Origin of the sequence: Spirosoma sp. 209, from assembly GCF_002006735.1 — a bacterium.
GTDB lineage: Bacteria > Bacteroidota > Bacteroidia > Cytophagales > Spirosomataceae > Spirosoma > Spirosoma sordidisoli.
The window spans coordinates 235,013-252,247 of record NZ_MVEC01000003.1 but is presented as its reverse complement, the minus strand read 5'-3'; the positions used below and the strand labels follow the sequence as shown (position 1 = coordinate 252,247).

The 17,235-nt window shown below is 57.3% G+C and carries 19 protein-coding genes; 18 read left to right on the top strand and 1 reads right to left on the bottom strand.

The features are described 5' to 3' along the window. The first annotated feature begins 128 nt into the window (after nucleotides 1–128). The 18 genes from bshB1 to B1C80_RS06670 all read left to right on the top strand — a co-directional run bounded on the left by bshB1 (nucleotide 129) and on the right by B1C80_RS06670 (nucleotide 16,074). Entirely contained in the window at nucleotides 129–848 is a 720-nt protein-coding gene (gene bshB1 / locus B1C80_RS06755) for a bacillithiol biosynthesis deacetylase BshB1 (RefSeq protein WP_077920307.1), read from the top strand. Between the two features lie 132 nt (nucleotides 849–980). Next, nucleotides 981–1,343: a hypothetical protein gene (locus B1C80_RS06750; RefSeq protein WP_077920306.1), complete on the top strand. Its 363-nt coding sequence runs from the start codon at nucleotides 981–983 to the stop codon at nucleotides 1,341–1,343. A 13-nt stretch (nucleotides 1,344–1,356) separates the two neighbouring features. Next, a complete protein-coding gene (locus tag B1C80_RS06745) occupies nucleotides 1,357–1,977 on the top strand; it encodes a TetR/AcrR family transcriptional regulator (RefSeq protein ID WP_077920305.1) in 621 nt (206 codons plus the stop codon). A gap of 161 nt (nucleotides 1,978–2,138) precedes the next feature. Continuing rightward, nucleotides 2,139–3,119: a hydrogenase gene (locus B1C80_RS06740; RefSeq protein WP_077920304.1), complete on the top strand. Its 981-nt coding sequence runs from the start codon at nucleotides 2,139–2,141 to the stop codon at nucleotides 3,117–3,119. A gap of 95 nt (nucleotides 3,120–3,214) precedes the next feature. Next, nucleotides 3,215–4,810 (top strand): nickel-dependent hydrogenase large subunit, encoded by a 1,596-nt coding sequence (locus B1C80_RS06735; protein WP_077920303.1) that lies wholly within the window; start codon nucleotides 3,215–3,217, stop codon nucleotides 4,808–4,810. A 70-nt stretch (nucleotides 4,811–4,880) separates the two neighbouring features. Beyond that, entirely contained in the window at nucleotides 4,881–5,351 is a 471-nt protein-coding gene (locus B1C80_RS06730; protein ID WP_077920302.1) for a hydrogenase maturation protease, read from the top strand. A gap of 51 nt (nucleotides 5,352–5,402) precedes the next feature. Further along, nucleotides 5,403–5,708: a hypothetical protein gene (locus tag B1C80_RS06725; protein ID WP_077920301.1), complete on the top strand. Its 306-nt coding sequence runs from the start codon at nucleotides 5,403–5,405 to the stop codon at nucleotides 5,706–5,708. Between the two features lie 15 nt (nucleotides 5,709–5,723). Beyond that, complete coding sequence (locus B1C80_RS06720; RefSeq protein ID WP_077920300.1) at nucleotides 5,724–7,223, top strand: hypothetical protein; 1,500 nt, start codon at nucleotides 5,724–5,726, stop codon at nucleotides 7,221–7,223. Nucleotides 7,224–7,345: 122 nt separating this feature from the next. Continuing rightward, nucleotides 7,346–7,687, top strand: coding sequence for a hydrogenase maturation nickel metallochaperone HypA (locus tag B1C80_RS06715; RefSeq protein ID WP_077920299.1), 342 nt, complete (start codon nucleotides 7,346–7,348; stop codon nucleotides 7,685–7,687). A 73-nt stretch (nucleotides 7,688–7,760) separates the two neighbouring features. Then, on the top strand, nucleotides 7,761–8,480 hold the full coding sequence (gene hypB / locus B1C80_RS06710) for a hydrogenase nickel incorporation protein HypB (protein ID WP_077920298.1): 720 nt from the start codon (nucleotides 7,761–7,763) through the stop codon (nucleotides 8,478–8,480). Between the two features lie 54 nt (nucleotides 8,481–8,534). After that, nucleotides 8,535–10,868, top strand: a complete 2,334-nt coding sequence (gene hypF, locus B1C80_RS06705; protein ID WP_077920297.1) for a carbamoyltransferase HypF — start codon at nucleotides 8,535–8,537, stop codon at nucleotides 10,866–10,868. Further along, the gene (locus B1C80_RS06700; RefSeq protein WP_077920296.1) at nucleotides 10,846–11,118 is read left to right on the top strand and encodes a HypC/HybG/HupF family hydrogenase formation chaperone; all 273 of its coding nucleotides are present in this window, start codon (nucleotides 10,846–10,848) and stop codon (nucleotides 11,116–11,118) included. The genes hypF and B1C80_RS06700 overlap by 23 nt, the downstream gene beginning before the upstream one ends. Then, entirely contained in the window at nucleotides 11,118–12,221 is a 1,104-nt protein-coding gene (gene hypD / locus B1C80_RS06695) for a hydrogenase formation protein HypD (protein WP_077920295.1), read from the top strand. The genes B1C80_RS06700 and hypD overlap by 1 nt, the downstream gene beginning before the upstream one ends. Nucleotides 12,222–12,273: 52 nt before the next feature. Next, on the top strand, nucleotides 12,274–13,326 hold the full coding sequence (gene hypE, locus B1C80_RS06690) for a hydrogenase expression/formation protein HypE (protein ID WP_236648659.1): 1,053 nt from the start codon (nucleotides 12,274–12,276) through the stop codon (nucleotides 13,324–13,326). Between the two features lie 3 nt (nucleotides 13,327–13,329). Further along, nucleotides 13,330–14,448, top strand: a complete 1,119-nt coding sequence (locus B1C80_RS06685) for a hypothetical protein (protein WP_077920293.1) — start codon at nucleotides 13,330–13,332, stop codon at nucleotides 14,446–14,448. A gap of 210 nt (nucleotides 14,449–14,658) precedes the next feature. After that, complete coding sequence (locus B1C80_RS06680; RefSeq protein ID WP_077920292.1) at nucleotides 14,659–15,303, top strand: urease accessory protein; 645 nt, start codon at nucleotides 14,659–14,661, stop codon at nucleotides 15,301–15,303. Further along, complete coding sequence (locus B1C80_RS06675; protein ID WP_077920291.1) at nucleotides 15,303–15,533, top strand: hypothetical protein; 231 nt, start codon at nucleotides 15,303–15,305, stop codon at nucleotides 15,531–15,533. Before B1C80_RS06680 ends, B1C80_RS06675 begins: the two co-directional genes overlap by 1 nt. Continuing rightward, nucleotides 15,520–16,074: a bifunctional nuclease family protein gene (locus B1C80_RS06670; protein WP_077920290.1), complete on the top strand. Its 555-nt coding sequence runs from the start codon at nucleotides 15,520–15,522 to the stop codon at nucleotides 16,072–16,074. Before B1C80_RS06675 ends, B1C80_RS06670 begins: the two co-directional genes overlap by 14 nt. Here B1C80_RS06670 and B1C80_RS06665 read toward each other — a convergent pair. After that, a complete protein-coding gene (locus B1C80_RS06665) occupies nucleotides 16,071–17,207 on the bottom strand; it encodes an alpha-L-fucosidase (protein WP_161492722.1) in 1,137 nt (378 codons plus the stop codon). The genes B1C80_RS06670 and B1C80_RS06665 overlap by 4 nt on opposite strands. Nucleotides 17,208–17,235 lie beyond the last annotated feature (28 nt).

Here is a 17,235-nt window from a genome sequence, read left to right as displayed (position 1 = left end):
AATAACGGCTTTCGCCGATAAAATGACAGGGCATCGGATCGCTCGTGAACAAAAATCAGACAACAATGATTGATAGACTAAGTAAAGACACCCGATCTGAACAACGATTTCCGTTCACACACTGCCCCATGACCGTAGATGTACTGGCTATTGCCGCCCACCCCGATGATATTGAAATGACCTGCGCCGGCACCGTGCTGTCGCTGATCGAAAAAGGCCGAACGGTGGCAGGCGTTGACCTGACCCAGGGCGAACTGGGTACCCGCGGCACACCACAGATCCGGTTGCAGGAAGCGGCCGAAGGTGCCCGGCTCATGAAACTGTCGGCCCGGGAGAACATGGGGTTCCGCGATGGGTTCTTCCGCAACGACGAAGAACACCAGATGGCGCTGATCCCCATTATTCGGCATTACCGCCCCAAAATCGTGCTGACCAACACGCCCGACGACCGTCACCCCGATCATGGCCGGGCTGCGCAGCTGGTGATTGAAGCTTCGTTTTACGCCGGTCTGCGGCAGATCAAGACAGTGGGCAAAGATGGCCAGCCGCAGGAAGCTCATCGCCCCGATTTTATTTATCACTTCATTCAGGATCGCTCGCTCCGCCCCGATTTCGTGGTCGACATTTCGGCCTACTGGGATCAGAAGATAGCCGCTATCAAAGCCTACAAGAGTCAGTTTTTCAATCCGGACAGCAATGAGCCACAGAGCTATATTTCGGGTGAGCCGTTTATGAAGTTTCTCGAAGCCCGCACCCGCGAACATGGACACATGATCGGAGCTGAGTTTGGCGAGGGTTTTGTAACGAAGCGTATGCTGGGGGTACAGGACCTGTTCGCGCTGGTCTAGCCCCGCCCCGACGGCGCATTGGTTTGACTGTCAGCGGGTTCGTTGCAGGCTGGTTTTTAACGGCGGGGTTAGGCAAACGTTCATTATAGTTGTACTTTAGCTTCTCCATTACCCGCTTCACTACCATTGTGTATGAGAAAAAAGCCGTTTAGTATCGACCAGGCTGCCTATGCTAACCTGCTGGCGGGTATTAATAACCTGCATTTTACCGAGCGAAAAGGAAATCTGTCCGATTTTCACCTGTACAGCAACGACCAGTGGCTGGCCGATACGGCCGTTATCGAACAGCTGACCCGGTCGAAAGGAGAGTGGCAGGTCGATCTGCTGTTCGCATCCATTTACAACCCGCTTAAGTTTCTGAAGCGGCATATCACTTCCCATGTCTGTCCGAAGCGGGCGGCTCAGCAGGCTCATTTTATGCGTCGACTGGCGGCTAAAGACCAGCGCGGTACCCTGACCGTTTCGGCCGATCAGCTTAACCCCTGTCTCAACTGATCTACCATTCGCTATGCTGTCTACCAAGCAACGTATCCTGAATGCATCCGTCAAACTCTTCAACGAATATGGCGTCGATGCCGTACGGTTACAGCAGATTGCGGAAGAGATCGGGATCAGTGTTGGTAATCTGGCCTACCATTACAAATCGAAAGACGCCATCATCGAATCGGTTTATGAACAGGTCATCGATGAGTTCAGCCATATTTTTCGGCAGTACCTGCAAAGCCCCGAACTGGCCGACTTTGATCAGCAGCTGAGCCTGTACTACCAGTTTTTCCAGGCCAATCAGTTCTACCTGGCCGAATTTTTCAAAGCCAGCACGACCCCGGGCGATCATACGGTGGCCTGGCAGCAGGCAGTCAATAAAATGCTGCTTCAGCTCCGAAGCTGGCTTCTGTTTCATCAGCAACGGGAAGTGCTCAAGCCCGAACCAGCGCCCGGTTTCTATGATCAGCTGGCGCAGTCGCTCTGGATGTCGCTGGTTTTTTCGCCGATCTTCAGCACCATGCGCGGGCTGCCCAGCACCGAAACAAGCTACAAACAGGCCGTCTGGAGTCACATCCGGCCTTATTTCACCGAGCAGGGCCTGGCCGAATACCAGGCCGACGTGGTGCCCCTGCTGAGCTACTAGCCACAAGCCCCAATTTGTCCATCGATTCGTCCTGAAACCTGCTGACAGCGAGGTAGGTATCGCCATGAAAAAGAATTAGAAAAATTTTTCTAATTAAAAATAAAAATTACATTTGTGCTTTATAAAGTTCAATAATTAACTGTACTTAAACCCGTACTTTCATGGCTAATGTACTCTGGCTGCAGGGGGGCGCATGTAGTGGTAATACTATGTCGTTCCTGAACGCCGAAGAACCGACGGTCGTCGATCTGGTGACCGATTTCGGCGTCAATATTCTATGGCATCCGTCCATCGGTTTAGAAATCGGCGATCAGGTCACGCATCTGCTGCAGGACATCCTGGCCGGCCGGGTACAGTGTGACATCCTCGTTTACGAAGGCAGTATCATTCAGGGACCGAAGAATACCGGCACGATGAACTACTTCTGTGAGCGGCCCATGAAAGACTGGGTCATGGAACTCTCTAAAGTGGTAGGGTACGTAGTGGCCATTGGCGACTGCGCCACCTGGGGCGGCATTCCGGCGGTGGCCCCCAACCCGAGCGAATCAACCGGGATGCAGTTTCTGAAAACAGCAAAGGGCGGTTTTCTGGGAGCGAACTACGTATCGAAGGGAGGCCTGCCCGTCATCAACATTCCTGGTTGCCCGGCCCACCCCGACTGGATTACCCAGATACTGGTCGCCATTGCAACGGGGCGGATCGGCGATGTGCTGCTCGACGATTACCACCGGCCCAAGACGTTTTTTACGGATTTTGTACAGACCGGCTGCACCAACGTGATCAGCTTTGCCCAGAAAGTTGACGGTGGCTTTGGCAAGCGGGGCGGCTGCCTGTTCTACGAAGTGGGGTGCCGGGGGCCAATGACCCGCGCCAGCTGCAACCGGATTCTCTGGAACCGGCAGTCGAGCAAAACCCGCGCTAACCATCCCTGCCTGGGCTGTACGGAGCCGGGTTTTCCGCACCATGACCTTCAGAAGGGGAGCGTATTCAAAACCATGCATTACCTCGGCTTTCTGCCCAAAGACACCCCCACCGGTACCTCTAAACTAGGCTACTACCTACGGGCAGGTTTCGAAAAAGTGGTCTCCGGTACCGAGCGTACCCTGGGTGTGAAACAACCCCAGTTCGATTCATCCAAATAATGAACCGTTGCGTGATTGACGTAACCCGCCGGTTGCGCTGCTGACGACCTGTCGGCGGTTCATTCATGCATTCACTCCGTAAAGAACAACCAATAATGGCAACCCAGAAAGAACTGAATATTTCGCCCGTAGGGCGGGTTGAGGGCGACCTCGACGTAAAGGTATATATGGAAGATGGCGTGGTAACGCGGGCGCATACGCAGGCGGCCATGTTCCGGGGCTTCGAGAAAATCATGGAAGGCAAGGACCCGCAGTCGGGCCTGATCGTCACCCCCCGCATCTGTGGCATCTGTGGCGGTTCGCACCTGTACTGCGCTTCGTCGGCGCTCGATACGGCCTGGCAAACCACCCTGCCGCCCAATGCGTTGCTGCTGCGGGCCATTGGGCAGGCAACGGAAACCATTCAGAGTATTCCGCGCTGGTTCTACGCCATCTTCGCTACCGACATGGCCAATAAGAAGTTTGCCAACAAGCCGCTTTATGATGAGGTCGTTCGCCGGTTTGCGGCCTACGTGGGAACCTCGTTTCAGAAAGGCGTAACGGCCAGCGGCAGACCCGTAGAGGTGTACGCGCTCTTCGGGGGGCAGTGGCCACACTCCAGCTATATGGTGCCGGGCGGGGTAATGTGCGCGCCCACACTCAAGGACATTACCCGGGCCCATGCCATCATGAACCAGTTCCGGAAAGACTGGCTCGAGAGTATCTGGCTGGGCGCACCCATCGAGCGGTATATGCAGGTGAAAAGCTGGGACGACCTGCTGGCGTATATCGACGAGAACGAATCGCAGCGCAACTCCGACCTGGGCCTGTTCGTAAGGGCCAGTCTGGAGTTCGGACTGCACAAGTTTGGACAGGGCGTCGGCAAATTCGTTGCCTACGGTACCTATCTGCATAAAGACCACTATCAGAAACCAACGGTCGATGGACGGAACGCGGCTCTCATCAGTCGGAGCGGCTTCTTCGATGGCACGAACTATAGCGTGTTCGACCACATGAAAATTAAGGAGCACGTGCTGCACACCTGGTTTGAAGACGTGCCACCGGCACACCCCTGGGAAGAGCCATTGCCAACGCCCCTGCCGTCGCAGAACCTGCACAGTACCGATTTCGGCGGGAAATACAGCTGGTCGAAGGCGCCCCGCTACATGGATTACGCGGCTGAAGCCGGGCCCCTGTCGCGGGTGCTCATGAACGCGAACCCCGACAATCTACTGTCGCACCAGATTTATGATCCGCTCTTCGGCGATGTGTACAAACAGCTGGGCGCTAACGTGTTTACCCGTACCCTGGCACGCCTGCACGAGGCCCCGCGGCTGTATACGCTGATTGATGAATGGCTCCGGCAGATCGATCTGAACAGCGAGTTTTATATCAAGCCCGAAGAAAAAGACGGCAAAGGATTTGGCGCCACCGAAGCGGCCCGGGGCGCGCTGGCCCACTGGATCGAGATCGAAAATGGCGTGATCAAGAACTACCAGGTCATGGCACCCACTACCTGGAACGTTGGTCCCAACGACGACCGGGGCAACCCCGGCCCGATCGAAGCCGCGCTGGAAGGTACTGAGATCGAAGACCCACACGACCCCGTCGAGGTCGGTATGGTGGCCCGCTCGTTCGATTCATGCCTGGTTTGTACCGTCCACGCCCACGATGCCCAGTCCGGCAAGGAGCTAGCTAACTTTAAATTGTGAATGAGTGAATGAGTGATTGAGTGGCGCTGGACTATGCTACTCAATCACTCATTCACCCAATCACTCCTCTATGAAAACCGCCATCATGGGTTTTGGAAATCCCGTTCGGAGCGACGACGGGATTGGTTGCTACGTCATCGACCGGCTCCGGGCCACGCTCGGGTCGGTTGATGACGTTAGTTTGTTCGACATGGGTACGTCGGCTTTCGAGGTACTGTTCCTGCTGCAGGGCCACGGGCGCATCCTGATCGTAGATGCCGTCGTAAACACCGGTGAACCACCGGGTACGCTTTACAAAGTGCCGGCCCAGGCAGTGGAAGCGGCCATTCAGGACGATCCGATGGTGTTCTTGCACAGCCTCAAGTGGGACCAAGCGCTGTCGTATGCCCGCAAAATCCTGCGCGATCAATACCCCGACGATGTACAGGTCTACCTGATCGCGGTCGACAATACCCGCCTGGACGTTGACCTCTCCGAATCGGTCCGGGCCGCCGGCGATCGGGTCGTTGACCTGATTCTGGACGATATGGTTCCAGGCTGAATCGCCGATTCGGCAGCAGAGTGAACAGACACGACATGACATCATTGACCAATGGTACGACTGAAAAACAGCCACCTGCATATAGATGCATCGGTAGTCAGGACGGCTTTCGGTAACGATCCGCAGGTGAGTCTGGTGTATTATCCCGACCGGCAGACCTTACTGGTTGCCGGCAAATCGAAAGCGTTTTTCGAGAAGATGCATAAAACTGACTGGGTCGTACTGAAAGACCGGAACCTGCTGGGCGACAAAACAATACTCCTGCGAGAGATCCTGATCGATCACGACCTCGACGATACCGACCGGGAACTCACCTACGACCTGAAGACGACGGGTATTCTATCCGTTCACCTCTAGCGCTTCTGATTCATCATGATTTATCTGACCCTGGCTACCGATAAGCCGACGAGTGTTCAATCCATTATAGATGCCGAATTTCGGCTGAACGAACTGGTAACGGTCTGCTCCTTATCCGAGGCACAGCCCGACAGCCTGGCAATCCGGGAGGAAACCATCGAGCACCCCCTCGACTGGGCGCAGCGGTTACCGCCCGTGCTGTTGCCCAGCCCCCTGCGCTGTACGCCCGATACGCTGCTGGCCGTTGTGTACCTCCACCTCGACAACTGGGAAAACGTATACGAACACGCCCAACACGATCGTCCCCTGGCCGACGCCCTTGACCTGATCAACCGGCTACAGGCGGGCGTTTCGGTTGAATTACCGGCTGCCCCCGTCAATGGGTCCGGGAGTTTTGACACCTATCGGCGGTGGCATAACCGGGCCGTGGCGGCTCACTACGGGCATATCGATACGCCCGAAGAGACCATCCGGCAGGCTTACCAGATGGCTGTCAGCCAGGCGCCCGACGCCGGGCATCGGGCGTTTACAGCCCGCCACTATGCTACCTTTCTGGCCGATCTGGGTCAGCTTGCCGAAGCCGATCAGCTGATAACCGAGGTTACAGAAGCGGATCTGTCTAACGATGCCGCAATCGAGTTGCTGGCTGTGCAGACGAGTATCTGGCTGCAGCAGCTCACCGTTCCGTACGATGAAGCGCTGCTGACCCGAACCAAAGACGGTTTATGGCGGGTGCTGCAACACTACGAAGGGCAGCACCGACTGGCGCAGGTGGGCATGTTGCTCCTCGACGCGGCTCAGGTGGCTAACTTCCAGAACAGCTTTGCCGAAGCGCTGGGCTACCTGAGCCGTGCCATCAACCTGTTTCGGGAAGAAGAGCTGCCCGAACTGGTGGCTAACGCCCAGTACCGGAAAGGGATTTTACTGTACACCTGGGCGCAGAATGGCAATCCGCAGTTTTACCGGCCAGCCATGGAAGCGTATCAGGAAGCGCTCAAGCTGTTTACCCAGCAAAACGCACCCGCCATCTTTGCCGACATTCAGCATCATCTGGGTGTGATTTACGCCAAGATTCCCGACGAAGCCCGTAAAAAAGGCATCTGGGCCGCTATATCGTCGAGTTCGTTCAAACACGCGCTGGCCTACTATACCAAAGAAGCGTTTCCGTACGAATACGCCACGATCTGCAACCACTTCGCCAATGCCATAACCAACTATCCGCAGGCGGCCCGGTCTGATAATTATGCCAAAGCCATTGGATTATACCGCGATGCGCTGACGATCCGTACGGCAGACCGATACCCATATGAGCGGGCACTGACTATTCTGAACTACCTGGAAGCGGGCTGGTACGTCGGCGAAGATGATCCGCAGCACCAACAGGCGCTCTACGCAGATATGGTCCGAAAAGCGCGGGAGGTAAGCAGTCTGGTCGAGGACGAAAACCTGATTCGGGACGCTGACCAGCATCTGCTTAAACTGGCTGATATTCAACGGGATATTTTGTCTGTGTAGAGGCAGGCACTGCAGAGCGGTGTATTTATCGGGCGTGATTAGAAAAATTTTTCTAATCACGCGTCCGTTTTGCGTATATTTCACTAATCAAAGATTAACTTTACCCATTACCAGTTGCTGCCATGCACGAGATATCGCTGGTCCGGACTATTTTCCGGACGCTCGAAGATGAATTTCCGGCTGAGATGGACCGGGTTCGGGGTATCTATCTGAAGGCGGGGCTGCTGGCCAACGTGCAGCCTATCCTGATGCAGAATGCGTTTCAGGCCGTGGTGGCAGATGAGCCCCGGTACCAGCAGACGAGTCTGCACGTTGAGGTACTGCCGATTCTGATCCGCTGCGACGACTGCGGAGAAACAACCCAGGTAGAACAGTATCGATTCATCTGTACGTGTGGCAAACCCAGTCGCAACGTCATACAGGGCGAAGAGCTGCTCATCAGTAAAGTAGAATTTGACGATTGAGTACCCGGAACCAGGGATGGGGCAGCCCGTTCAGCCCGCTACCTGGTTTTCAGTCAGCTAATAACGACCAGCCATGACCACCGTAAAACCAAAATCCAATCAGGCCTCTGTCGGGTCTGTACAGTGCGAAAATACAACGCTTAACCTGCTTAAAGTAAACGATTTCGTGGCCCGGGCCATACGCGACCGGCTGCCCGACATACTCGTCATCAACGTCTGTTCATCGCCGGGGAGCGGCAAAACCACCCTCATGCAGGAGACCGGCAAGCGGCTGCGCGACCGACTCAACATGGCCGTTCTGGTCGGTGATCCGGAAACCGAACGCGACGCTATCCGGATGCGGGAGGTAGGCATCAACGCGCTGCAAATCGTTACGGGCGGCATGTGTCACATCGAAGCCCAGATGATCTATCAGGCGCTGGATCATATCGATCTGACGGGAGTCGATCTGCTTTTTATCGAAAACGTCGGCAACCTGGTTTGCCCGGCTGCGTTCGATCTGGGCGAGGACTTGCGCGTTACCCTGCTGGCATCGACCGAAGGCGACGACAAACCCAAAAAGTACCCGCGTATGTTCCTGACCAGCGAACTGATGGTGGTCTCGAAAGCAGATCTGCTGCCGTACGTACCCTTCAGCGTGGCCAACGTAGTTCAGGATGCCCGCGAGGTGAATCCGGATATCGACGTACTGACTATTTCCAGCCTCACCGGCGAAGGAATCGATGCCTGGTGCGACTGGCTGCTGACGAAAGTAGCCGAGAAAAAAGGGGTATTGACCAGCCCGGTTGCCTGATTGCCCGTACTCGTTCTGTAAACAATAGCCCGGCGTATAGCGGTACATAACTCCATGACGTTTCATCTGCATATCACCGGCCTGGTTCAGGGGGTAGGGTTCAGGCCCTTCGTCTGGCAGCTTGCGCGCGTCATGGAACTTACCGGTACCGTCAGCAACGGCCCCGATGGCGTCCATGTCTACCTGAATGCAGACGCTGATACCGCCCGGCAGTTTAAGCTGCGCATACTGGCCGAAGCGCCAGAACTGGCTCGTATTCAGTCTATTAAAGTAAATCTAACCACTCCTCGTCTTTACCCGGACTTCTCGATCATCCACAGCCAGTCGGGGGGGCAGGCGTCCTTACTCCTGACCCCCGACCTGGCCTTGTGTGATACCTGCCGGACGGAGCTGACGGAGTCCGTTAACCGTCGGTTCAACTACGCCTTTACAACCTGTACGCACTGCGGACCGCGGTATTCAATCAGTCATGCGCTGCCGTATGACCGTCCGGCTACAACGATGGCCGACTTTGCCCTGTGTGCTACCTGCAAAGCTGAATATCAGGATCCCGCCAACCGCCGGTACTACGCACAAACCAATTCCTGCCCGGACTGCGCCGTTACGATGAGCCTCTACGACCAGGCGGGGCAATGCGTCTCAGCCGATCAGACGACAATTATTGAGCAGGCTGTGGCGCAGATAAAAACCGGACATACGGTTGCGGTAAAAGGAATAGGCGGGTACCTGCTGCTGTGCGATGCCGCCAACCCCGACGCTATTGCTCAGCTCCGCCGACGGAAGCATCGCCCAACGAAACCCCTGGCGGTGATGTACCCGTCGGCGGAGGCAATTCGGCAGGATTGCTCGTGTCAGAACGACGAGCTGAACTGGTTGCGCGGCCAAGCCTCGCCCATTGTACTTCTCGACAAACTGGCTAAACCGGCCTCGGAACTAGCCTGGGAGGCTCTGGCCCCCGCTCTGGGGCAACTGGGGGTTATGTTACCCTATGCGCCCCTGCTGGCTCTGCTGGCCCGGCAGTTTGGCAGGCCGCTGGTAGCGACCAGTGGCAATATCAGCGGGTCGCCTATTGCCTACACTGACGAGCAGGCTATTGGTCAGTTACCGGCCGTGGCCGATTATATCCTGACCCACAACCGGGCTATTGTGGTGCCGCAGGACGACTCGGTTGTGCGTCTGTCGCGGGTGTACCGGCAACCAATTATGATACGCCGATCGCGGGGTTTCGCGCCGACCTTTCTCCGCGAACCCGGTTCAGGGACGGCCAACGTACTGGCCCTGGGAGCCTCGATGAAGAGCACGTTTGCCTGGCAGCTGCGGGGAAATACCTACGTCAGCCAGTACCTGGGTGATCTGGAGAGCTACGATACACAAACCAATTTTCGCGCTACCCTGCATCATTTCCTGCGCCTGTTCGACGCCCGGCCCGACCGGCTGGTGGCCGATCAGCACGACGGGTATTTCTCCACGCAGCTGGCTCGCGAACTGGCGGCTGGCTGGGGTATTCCGCTTACGCTGGTGCAGCATCACGAAGCGCATCTGGCGGCTGTGCTCGCCGAGAATGATGTACTCACCAGTCCCGATCCCGTTCTGGGTATTATCTGGGACGGTACCGGCTATGGCACCGACGGGCAAATATGGGGCGGTGAATTCATGTCGTACCAGCATGGAGTAATTGATCGGGTTACCCATTTTGATTATTTCCCGGCTTTACTGGGGGATAAAATGCCCCGCGAACCCCGGCTGTCTGCCCTGTCGCTAGCCTACGAAATGCCCGGCGCCGATACCCTGCTTCGCCAAAAATTTACCCATGCCGAGTGGACGTTGTACCACAAGCTACTGACCGCGCATCGGCTCTCGACCAGCAGCGTAGGCCGTTTATTCGATGCCGTGGCGGCTTTGGTGGGGCTGGCTGATCGGGTGAGCTACGAGGGCGAAGCCGCTCTGCTGCTCGAAGAACAGGCAGGCCGTTACATACGGCAGTACGGGTTTCAGGCCGCGCGGTCGTATCTGCCGGTGTCATGGACGGGGCCGACTATACCAACCCGGGCTATTATCGGCGGGGTCATGACCGATGTGCTGGCCGGAAAACCCACCGCTGCGATAGCCGCCCGGTTTCATGCCACCCTCGTGGCTACGGTATCGGCGGTAGCCCGGCGTGAGGGCGTGCATCAGCTGGCGTTTAGCGGGGGTGTGTTTCAGAATGCCCTGCTGGTCGACTGGATCCGGCACGACCTGGACGCTGCTTACCAACTTTATTTTCACCGGCAGCTCTCGCCCAACGACGAATGTATTTCGTTCGGGCAGCTGATTCGATCTACCCGGCAACCGGACCAATTTTCACCTGTACAAACCGAAACTGATTATGTGCTTAGCCATTCCCGGTAAAATAAAATCCATTGGATACCAGTACGATGGGCTGGTGCGTATGGCCCAGGTGTCGTTTGGCGGCATCACGAAAGAAGCTAGTCTGGACATGGTTCCTCATGCCGACGTGGGAGACTATGTTTTGGTACATGTGGGCGTAGCCATTAGTGTCGTCGACGAGGAAGAGGCCCAGAAGTCGTTCCAGTACCTGGCCGAAATAGGGGAGCTGGATGAGTTGGTAGAGAGCAGCCAGATTGACCGTAACCACTGATGAAACACCTCAGCGAATACCGCGACCCCGACCAGGTGGCCCAGTACGTGCAGGAAATTCACCGCACCGTTACCCGCCCCTGGACAATTATGGAAGTGTGTGGTGGGCAAACCCACAGCCTCGTCAAAAACGGCATCCTGAACCTGCTGCCCGAAGCGGTTACCATGGTACACGGGCCGGGTTGTCCGGTCTGCGTCACGCCGGTTAACCTGATCGACAAAGCTGTATACCTGGCTGAAGAAAAAGGGGTTATGCTGTGTTCATTTGGCGACATGATTCGGGTACCCGGCTCCGGCAAGAGCCTGCTCGAAGCCAAAGCCGGTGGGGCCGATGTCCGTATCCTTTACTCGCCCCTGGAAGCCGTCCGGCTGGCCCGCGACAACCCCGATCGGGAGGTAGTTTTCTTCGCGGTGGGGTTCGAAACAACGGCCCCGGCCAATGCGCTGTCGGTGGTACAGGCCCGCCAGCTGGGGTTGACGAACTATTCGATCCTGGCTTCGCACGTGCTGGTGCCTCCCGCCATGGAAGCCGTGATGAACGACCCTGATACCAATATTCAGGCGTTTCTGGCGGCAGGCCACGTATGTACCATCATGGGCACCGGCGAGTACGCTCCGCTGGCCGAGCGATACCGGCTTCCCATCGTCGTAACGGGCTTCGAACCGGTCGATCTGCTGCACGGTATTCTGATGACCATCCGGCAGCTGGAACGGGGTGAGCACAAGCTCGAAAACCAGTATACCCGTGTGGTGCGGGCCGAAGGCAACCCCGATGCCCGACGGGTTATCGATCAGGTGTTCGAGGTTGTCGACCGGGAGTGGCGCGGTATCGGTACCATTCCCCGGAGTGGCTGGGAGGTACGTCGGGAGCTGGCCAGCTTCGACGCCAATCGTAAGTTTTCGGTGTCTATCGCTAAAGTGCCCGAGTGCCCCGACTGTATTGCCGGGCTGGTGCTGAAAGGAATCCGGAAGCCGAACGAATGTACCCAGTTTGGCACGCGCTGCAACCCCGAACGTCCGCTGGGTGCGCCCATGGTCTCGTCAGAGGGAGCCTGCGCGGCTTATTATCATTTTTCGTCAGCTCTGAGTGACTGTGTCGAATGACGCTCAGTTCGTTGTCATTCGTCCGTTCCTCGTACTACCCAACCGATACGCTATGCAACTTGCCTGCCCGATGCCCAAACTGGATTTCGATGTTATCACGCTCGGCCACGGAAGCGGAGGTACCCTGACCCATAAACTGCTCGAAGCGGGCGTGTTCGACCTGCTCAAAAACCCCCTGCTCGACACGCACCACGACGGCGCTATTCTCGACCTGACGGGCAAGACCGCTTTTACGACGGACAGTTACGTGATTTCGCCCCCGTTCTTTCCGGGCGGTACCATTGGCGAGCTGGCGGTCAACGGCACCGTCAATGACCTGGCCATGTGCGGAGCCATACCCCGCTATCTGTCGCTCAGTTTTATTCTGGAAGAGGGGCTGACCATGAGCGAGTTCTGGGCGGTGCTGGTCAGTATAAAAACAGCCGCCGATCAGGCCGGTGTGCAAATCGTAACGGGCGATACCAAAGTGGTGGAGCGCGGTAAAGGCGACCGGATTTTTATCAATACGGCGGGTATTGGAATGCTTCACCCGAAAGCCGATATCAGCGTTGGCCGCGTACAGCCGGGCGATAAACTGATCGTGAGCGGCAACATCGCTACCCACGGCATGGCTATCATGTCGGTGCGCGAAGGACTGGAATTTGAAACCAGCCTGCAAAGCGACACCGCTCCCCTGAACCATACCGTTCGGACCTTACTCGATGAATTTGGTCCGGCAATTCACCTGCTGCGCGATCCGACGCGGGGGGGCGTGGCAACGGTGCTCAACGAGATTGCCCGCGACCGCAACGTTGGCGCGACCCGGATAGGTATCGACATTCAGCAAGCCAGTCTGCCCGTTCTGGAAGAGGTCGCCGGTGCCTGCGAACTGCTGGGGCTCGATCCGCTGTACGTAGCGAACGAAGGCGTTTTTCTGGCTATCGTCGCGGCCGACGTCGCCGAGCGATTCGTAGGCAGGCTGCAAACGTTGCCCTATGGCGAGTCGGCCGCGGTCATTGGCCGTGTTACCACCGAGCATCCCGGTCAGGTTGTTCTCACCAGCCGGATTGGTGGTCGTCGGGTGGTGAGTATGCTGGTGGGCGAACAACTTCCCCGAATCTGCTAATCCATGACCAGCCAGCCGCCCCCTGCCTCGCTACTGAATCTGGCACCCCTGCTTCCCGACAGTCGTGTGTTTCGGGGCGCGTTGGGCAACCCGTTTCTGGCTCCGCGTGGGGTCTGGCTGGCTGGCCGTACGCTCTTCGTAGCCGACACCGGCCAAAATCGGGTCTTCATCTGGCATCGACTGCCCGAAACGGAATTTGCCGAACCTGATCTGGTACTGGGCCAGCCCGATTCGGCCGATACGGGTCGTAATGCCGGTGGCAGCACCGGAGCCAGCACGTTGCAGTATCCGTCGGGGCTCTGGTCGGATGGGGAGCGGCTGGTGGTGGCCGATGCCTGGAACCACCGTGTCCTGATCTGGCTCTCGTTCCCGACCTGTTCGGGCCAGCCGGCCGATGTGGTGCTGGGGCAGCCTGATTTCAACGGTAATCAGCCCAACGTGGGGGGCATCGGAACGGCGCCGAATGCGCAGTCATTAAACTGGCCCTACGGTGTTTTTTCGGATGGCGAGCGGCTCTGGATTGCGGATACCGGTAACCGGCGGGTATTGTTTTACGAGCAGATACCTACCCAATCGTTCGCCCGCGCCGACGGGGTGATTGGCAAACCGGGCTTTACCGAGCGGGATTATGAAAACCACGAACCCGTCTGGCCCTATTCGGTGCGGGTCGGCCCGGACGGGCAGCTGGCCATTGCCGATACGCAGTATTACCGGACGCTGCTCTGGAACGACTGGCATTCGGCGTTTACGCAGCCCGCCGACGCGCTGGTCGGGCAACCCGACTTCGATGCGAACGGGCAGAACCAGTTTCGGCTTAGCCCCGAGCAGCATACGCTGAACTGGACTTACGATGCTTTTTTCTACAGGAAAGGCCTTTTCGTCGCCGACACCGGCAACAGCCGACTGCTCTGGTTCGACCGGGTGCCGCGCGCCAGTAACCCATTGGCCGATGGACTGATCGGGCACGCCAACTTTCAGACCGGCAGCGAAAATGTCAATACCCGCTTCGGTACGGATCGGCAGCTATACTGGCCTTTCTCGATCTGCATCGACGGGGATCGCCTGGCCATTGCCGATACGGGCAACCACCGCGTCGTACTGGGTCGGCTAGTGATAAGCTGAGGCTGGTGCAGATCAGAATAGTCACCGTGGTCTGTGTCCCCACGGACCACCTAACCGGACGGTTTTTGCTGACGCACGGGTGGTCCGTGAGGACACGGACCACGGTGGGTAAGCTGAGCTTGTGCGGGCAACGGTGACGGCGCTGACCGCACCGGGACGCGTAGTCGCACCGCAGATAGATGAAACGAAACTTGATAACTAACCAGTAGCATGGACATTCTGCTCCCTTTCGTGTTAGCCCTGGCGGTTGGGTTTACGCATGCGTTTGAAGCTGATCATCTGGTAGCGGTAAGCAGTATCGTCACCCAGCGGAACAATATCTGGCTGTCGCTGAAAGATGGCGCGTTCTGGGGGCTGGGTCATACCTCAACCATTCTGCTGGTAGGCATCGTATTCATCGCCGGACGCGTTGCCAGCCAGGTAGATACGTTTCGCTACCTGGAAGCCGGGGTGGGCTTGATGCTGGTCGTTCTGGGTATGGTTCGGTTGTATCGGCTGCGGCTGTTGCCCGATGGGCCGGCTACTGGGCATACCCACCTTCACAACGGACAACCCCGGCCGCATACCCACCGGCTGGCGTACGGTGTGGGACTGGTACATGGCCTGGCCGGTAGCGGGGCGTTGATGCTGTCAGTACTCACCCAGATCAGGGAAGCAGGGGCCGGGCTGGTATACCTGCTGCTGTTCGGCCTGGGGTCTATGGCCGGTATGATGGTAGCCGCCAGTGCGTTCAGTATCCCGTTTTCGGTGCGGCTGACGGCCAATCCGGGGGTTCGTACGGGGCTGATCGTTATATCGGCCGGGTTGTGTATCGGGTTGGGTATACAGGTGCTTTACGAAAACCTGGCGGGCTGATGCATACCTATGACGAGACAGACTTTGTGCTGTATGCCTTACAGGAAATGAAACTAGGGGTACGGCAGCAGGTCGGCAGGCACATCTACCTCGAGAACGGCTTCGAGGTCGAAGTAGAAGCGCGCGATCTGTACCGGCTCAGTGCCGAAGGATTTGTAATTTCACCCTTTACCGATATAGGGGAGTTGTGTCAGTTTATTCAACGAAATCAGGAGCATGGAGACGATTGAACTGAGCATCGTGGCGCTGTCGGAAAGCCTGTCGAAGCCGGGTAACTACGCATTGATGCTGGAAGATGCCCACAGCAAACGACGAATCCCGCTTATCATCGGGCCGGCCGAAGCGCAGGCAATCGCCATGGCTATGGAGAAGATGAACCCGGTCAGGCCCATGACCCACGACCTGTTTCACCAGACACTCGAACGGCTCGAAACCCGACTCACCAAAGTACTGATCGATCGGGTCGACAGTGACTACGTATTCTTTGCCCAGTTGTATCTCGACGGACCGCTGGGGCCGCTTCAGATCGATGCCCGACCCTCTGATGCGATCGCGATGGCCGTACGGGCCAGCTGCCCGGTGTTGGTTACCCAGGCCGTTCTGGAACTGACCGGCTACTACCCCGACGATAAAGTCCGGGATAAAAAAGGGTCATACGCGGAGTACACCCTCGCCGAACTGGAGGAGTTACTGGCCAGAATCATCCGGAAGGAGGATTACGAAAGTGCCGCCCGCGTTCGTGACGCCATCGAGCGACGGCGTCAGGGCTAGAGCGATAGCAGCACCTGCTCATCTTCGGGGCGTAACCGGCCGCTGGCCATCGGTCCCACGTTCAGCAGCAGGTTGGCCTGCATCTGGGCGGCTGTATTCAGCCAGCCCTTTATCTGTTCTTTCGAGGCTACGGAATGATCCCATTCGTGCCAGAACCAGTTGCCCGACGGAAACTGCTTATCGCCTTTTGTCGACATCGTAGTTTCGATCTGCATGGGCAGAAACCGGTCGCGGCCCAGCCAGTTCCATACTTTCTGATCGGTGGTGGGGCGGGTGTATTTCTCGCCACTGCGAATATCGACCGGATGCAGCGGCACACCCGGGTATGCCGTAGTGGAGTTGTTCATCACCAGACAATCGGGCTGGAGCGATTTGATGTACTGGTACACGTGATCCATTTGCCAGCGGTAGGCTCCCTCGTTTCGCCAGGCCTCTATGAAGGCCCGATCCCGGTTGGCCCGGGCGTCTTTGGGCGCCAGCTCACCCTCGATTTCTCCTTTTTTGGTCCAGCCCGTTTTCTGTTTTTTCCAGAAGCCATCGAACCATAGCTCCACGATGTCGCCGTAGTTAGTAAGCAGTTCATGCAGCTGCTTTTTCATGAAGTCGACATAAGCCCAGTCGTCGGTGTCGTGCGTTTTCTCATGACGGTCCCATAGCGAGTAATACAGACCGACTTTCAAACCATGCTTGCGTGCCGATGCTACGGCCAGCTGCAGCACATCGCGCCCGAACGGGGTCGAGGCCACCGAGTAGCGGGTGTGCTGGCTGGGCCAGAGGCAGAAGCCGTCGTGGTGCTTGGTAATGAAGACGATGTAGTTCATGCCAGCTGCTTTGGCAACCCGACACCACTGGTCCGTATCGAGCCGGGTGGGGTTGAACCGGACCGGATCGAGCGTGCCATCGCTCCATTCGGTATCGTAATAGGTATTGATGCCAAAATGCACGAACATGCCGAATTTGAGGTCCATCCAGCGTTTCTGTACGTCGGTAGGCTGGGGTGTGTCGGTTGGCGGTGTCGCAGCGGCTGGTGCCGGAGCGGCCTGGGCTGAGGTCGATAAACCCGCTGCGGCACCCAGGCTCAGCGTTGCCGCCTGTTGAAGAAATAAACGTCGGTTCTGATAGGGCGTCTGCATGGCCATGGGTTGTATTCGTGCAATGGGT

Coding starts and splice junctions, on each gene's coding strand:
- bshB1 (WP_077920307.1), top strand. CDS start 129: ATGACCGTAGATGTACTGGCTATTGCCGCCCACCCCGATGATATTGAA.
- B1C80_RS06750 (WP_077920306.1), top strand. CDS start 981: ATGAGAAAAAAGCCGTTTAGTATCGACCAGGCTGCCTATGCTAACCTG.
- B1C80_RS06745 (WP_077920305.1), top strand. CDS start 1,357: ATGCTGTCTACCAAGCAACGTATCCTGAATGCATCCGTCAAACTCTTC.
- B1C80_RS06740 (WP_077920304.1), top strand. CDS start 2,139: ATGGCTAATGTACTCTGGCTGCAGGGGGGCGCATGTAGTGGTAATACT.
- B1C80_RS06735 (WP_077920303.1), top strand. CDS start 3,215: ATGGCAACCCAGAAAGAACTGAATATTTCGCCCGTAGGGCGGGTTGAG.
- B1C80_RS06730 (WP_077920302.1), top strand. CDS start 4,881: ATGAAAACCGCCATCATGGGTTTTGGAAATCCCGTTCGGAGCGACGAC.
- B1C80_RS06725 (WP_077920301.1), top strand. CDS start 5,403: ATGGTACGACTGAAAAACAGCCACCTGCATATAGATGCATCGGTAGTC.
- B1C80_RS06720 (WP_077920300.1), top strand. CDS start 5,724: ATGATTTATCTGACCCTGGCTACCGATAAGCCGACGAGTGTTCAATCC.
- B1C80_RS06715 (WP_077920299.1), top strand. CDS start 7,346: ATGCACGAGATATCGCTGGTCCGGACTATTTTCCGGACGCTCGAAGAT.
- hypB (WP_077920298.1), top strand. CDS start 7,761: ATGACCACCGTAAAACCAAAATCCAATCAGGCCTCTGTCGGGTCTGTA.
- hypF (WP_077920297.1), top strand. CDS start 8,535: ATGACGTTTCATCTGCATATCACCGGCCTGGTTCAGGGGGTAGGGTTC.
- B1C80_RS06700 (WP_077920296.1), top strand. CDS start 10,846: ATGTGCTTAGCCATTCCCGGTAAAATAAAATCCATTGGATACCAGTAC.
- hypD (WP_077920295.1), top strand. CDS start 11,118: ATGAAACACCTCAGCGAATACCGCGACCCCGACCAGGTGGCCCAGTAC.
- hypE (WP_236648659.1), top strand. CDS start 12,274: ATGCAACTTGCCTGCCCGATGCCCAAACTGGATTTCGATGTTATCACG.
- B1C80_RS06685 (WP_077920293.1), top strand. CDS start 13,330: ATGACCAGCCAGCCGCCCCCTGCCTCGCTACTGAATCTGGCACCCCTG.
- B1C80_RS06680 (WP_077920292.1), top strand. CDS start 14,659: ATGGACATTCTGCTCCCTTTCGTGTTAGCCCTGGCGGTTGGGTTTACG.
- B1C80_RS06675 (WP_077920291.1), top strand. CDS start 15,303: ATGCATACCTATGACGAGACAGACTTTGTGCTGTATGCCTTACAGGAA.
- B1C80_RS06670 (WP_077920290.1), top strand. CDS start 15,520: ATGGAGACGATTGAACTGAGCATCGTGGCGCTGTCGGAAAGCCTGTCG.
- B1C80_RS06665 (WP_161492722.1), bottom strand. CDS start 17,207: ATGCAGACGCCCTATCAGAACCGACGTTTATTTCTTCAACAGGCGGCA.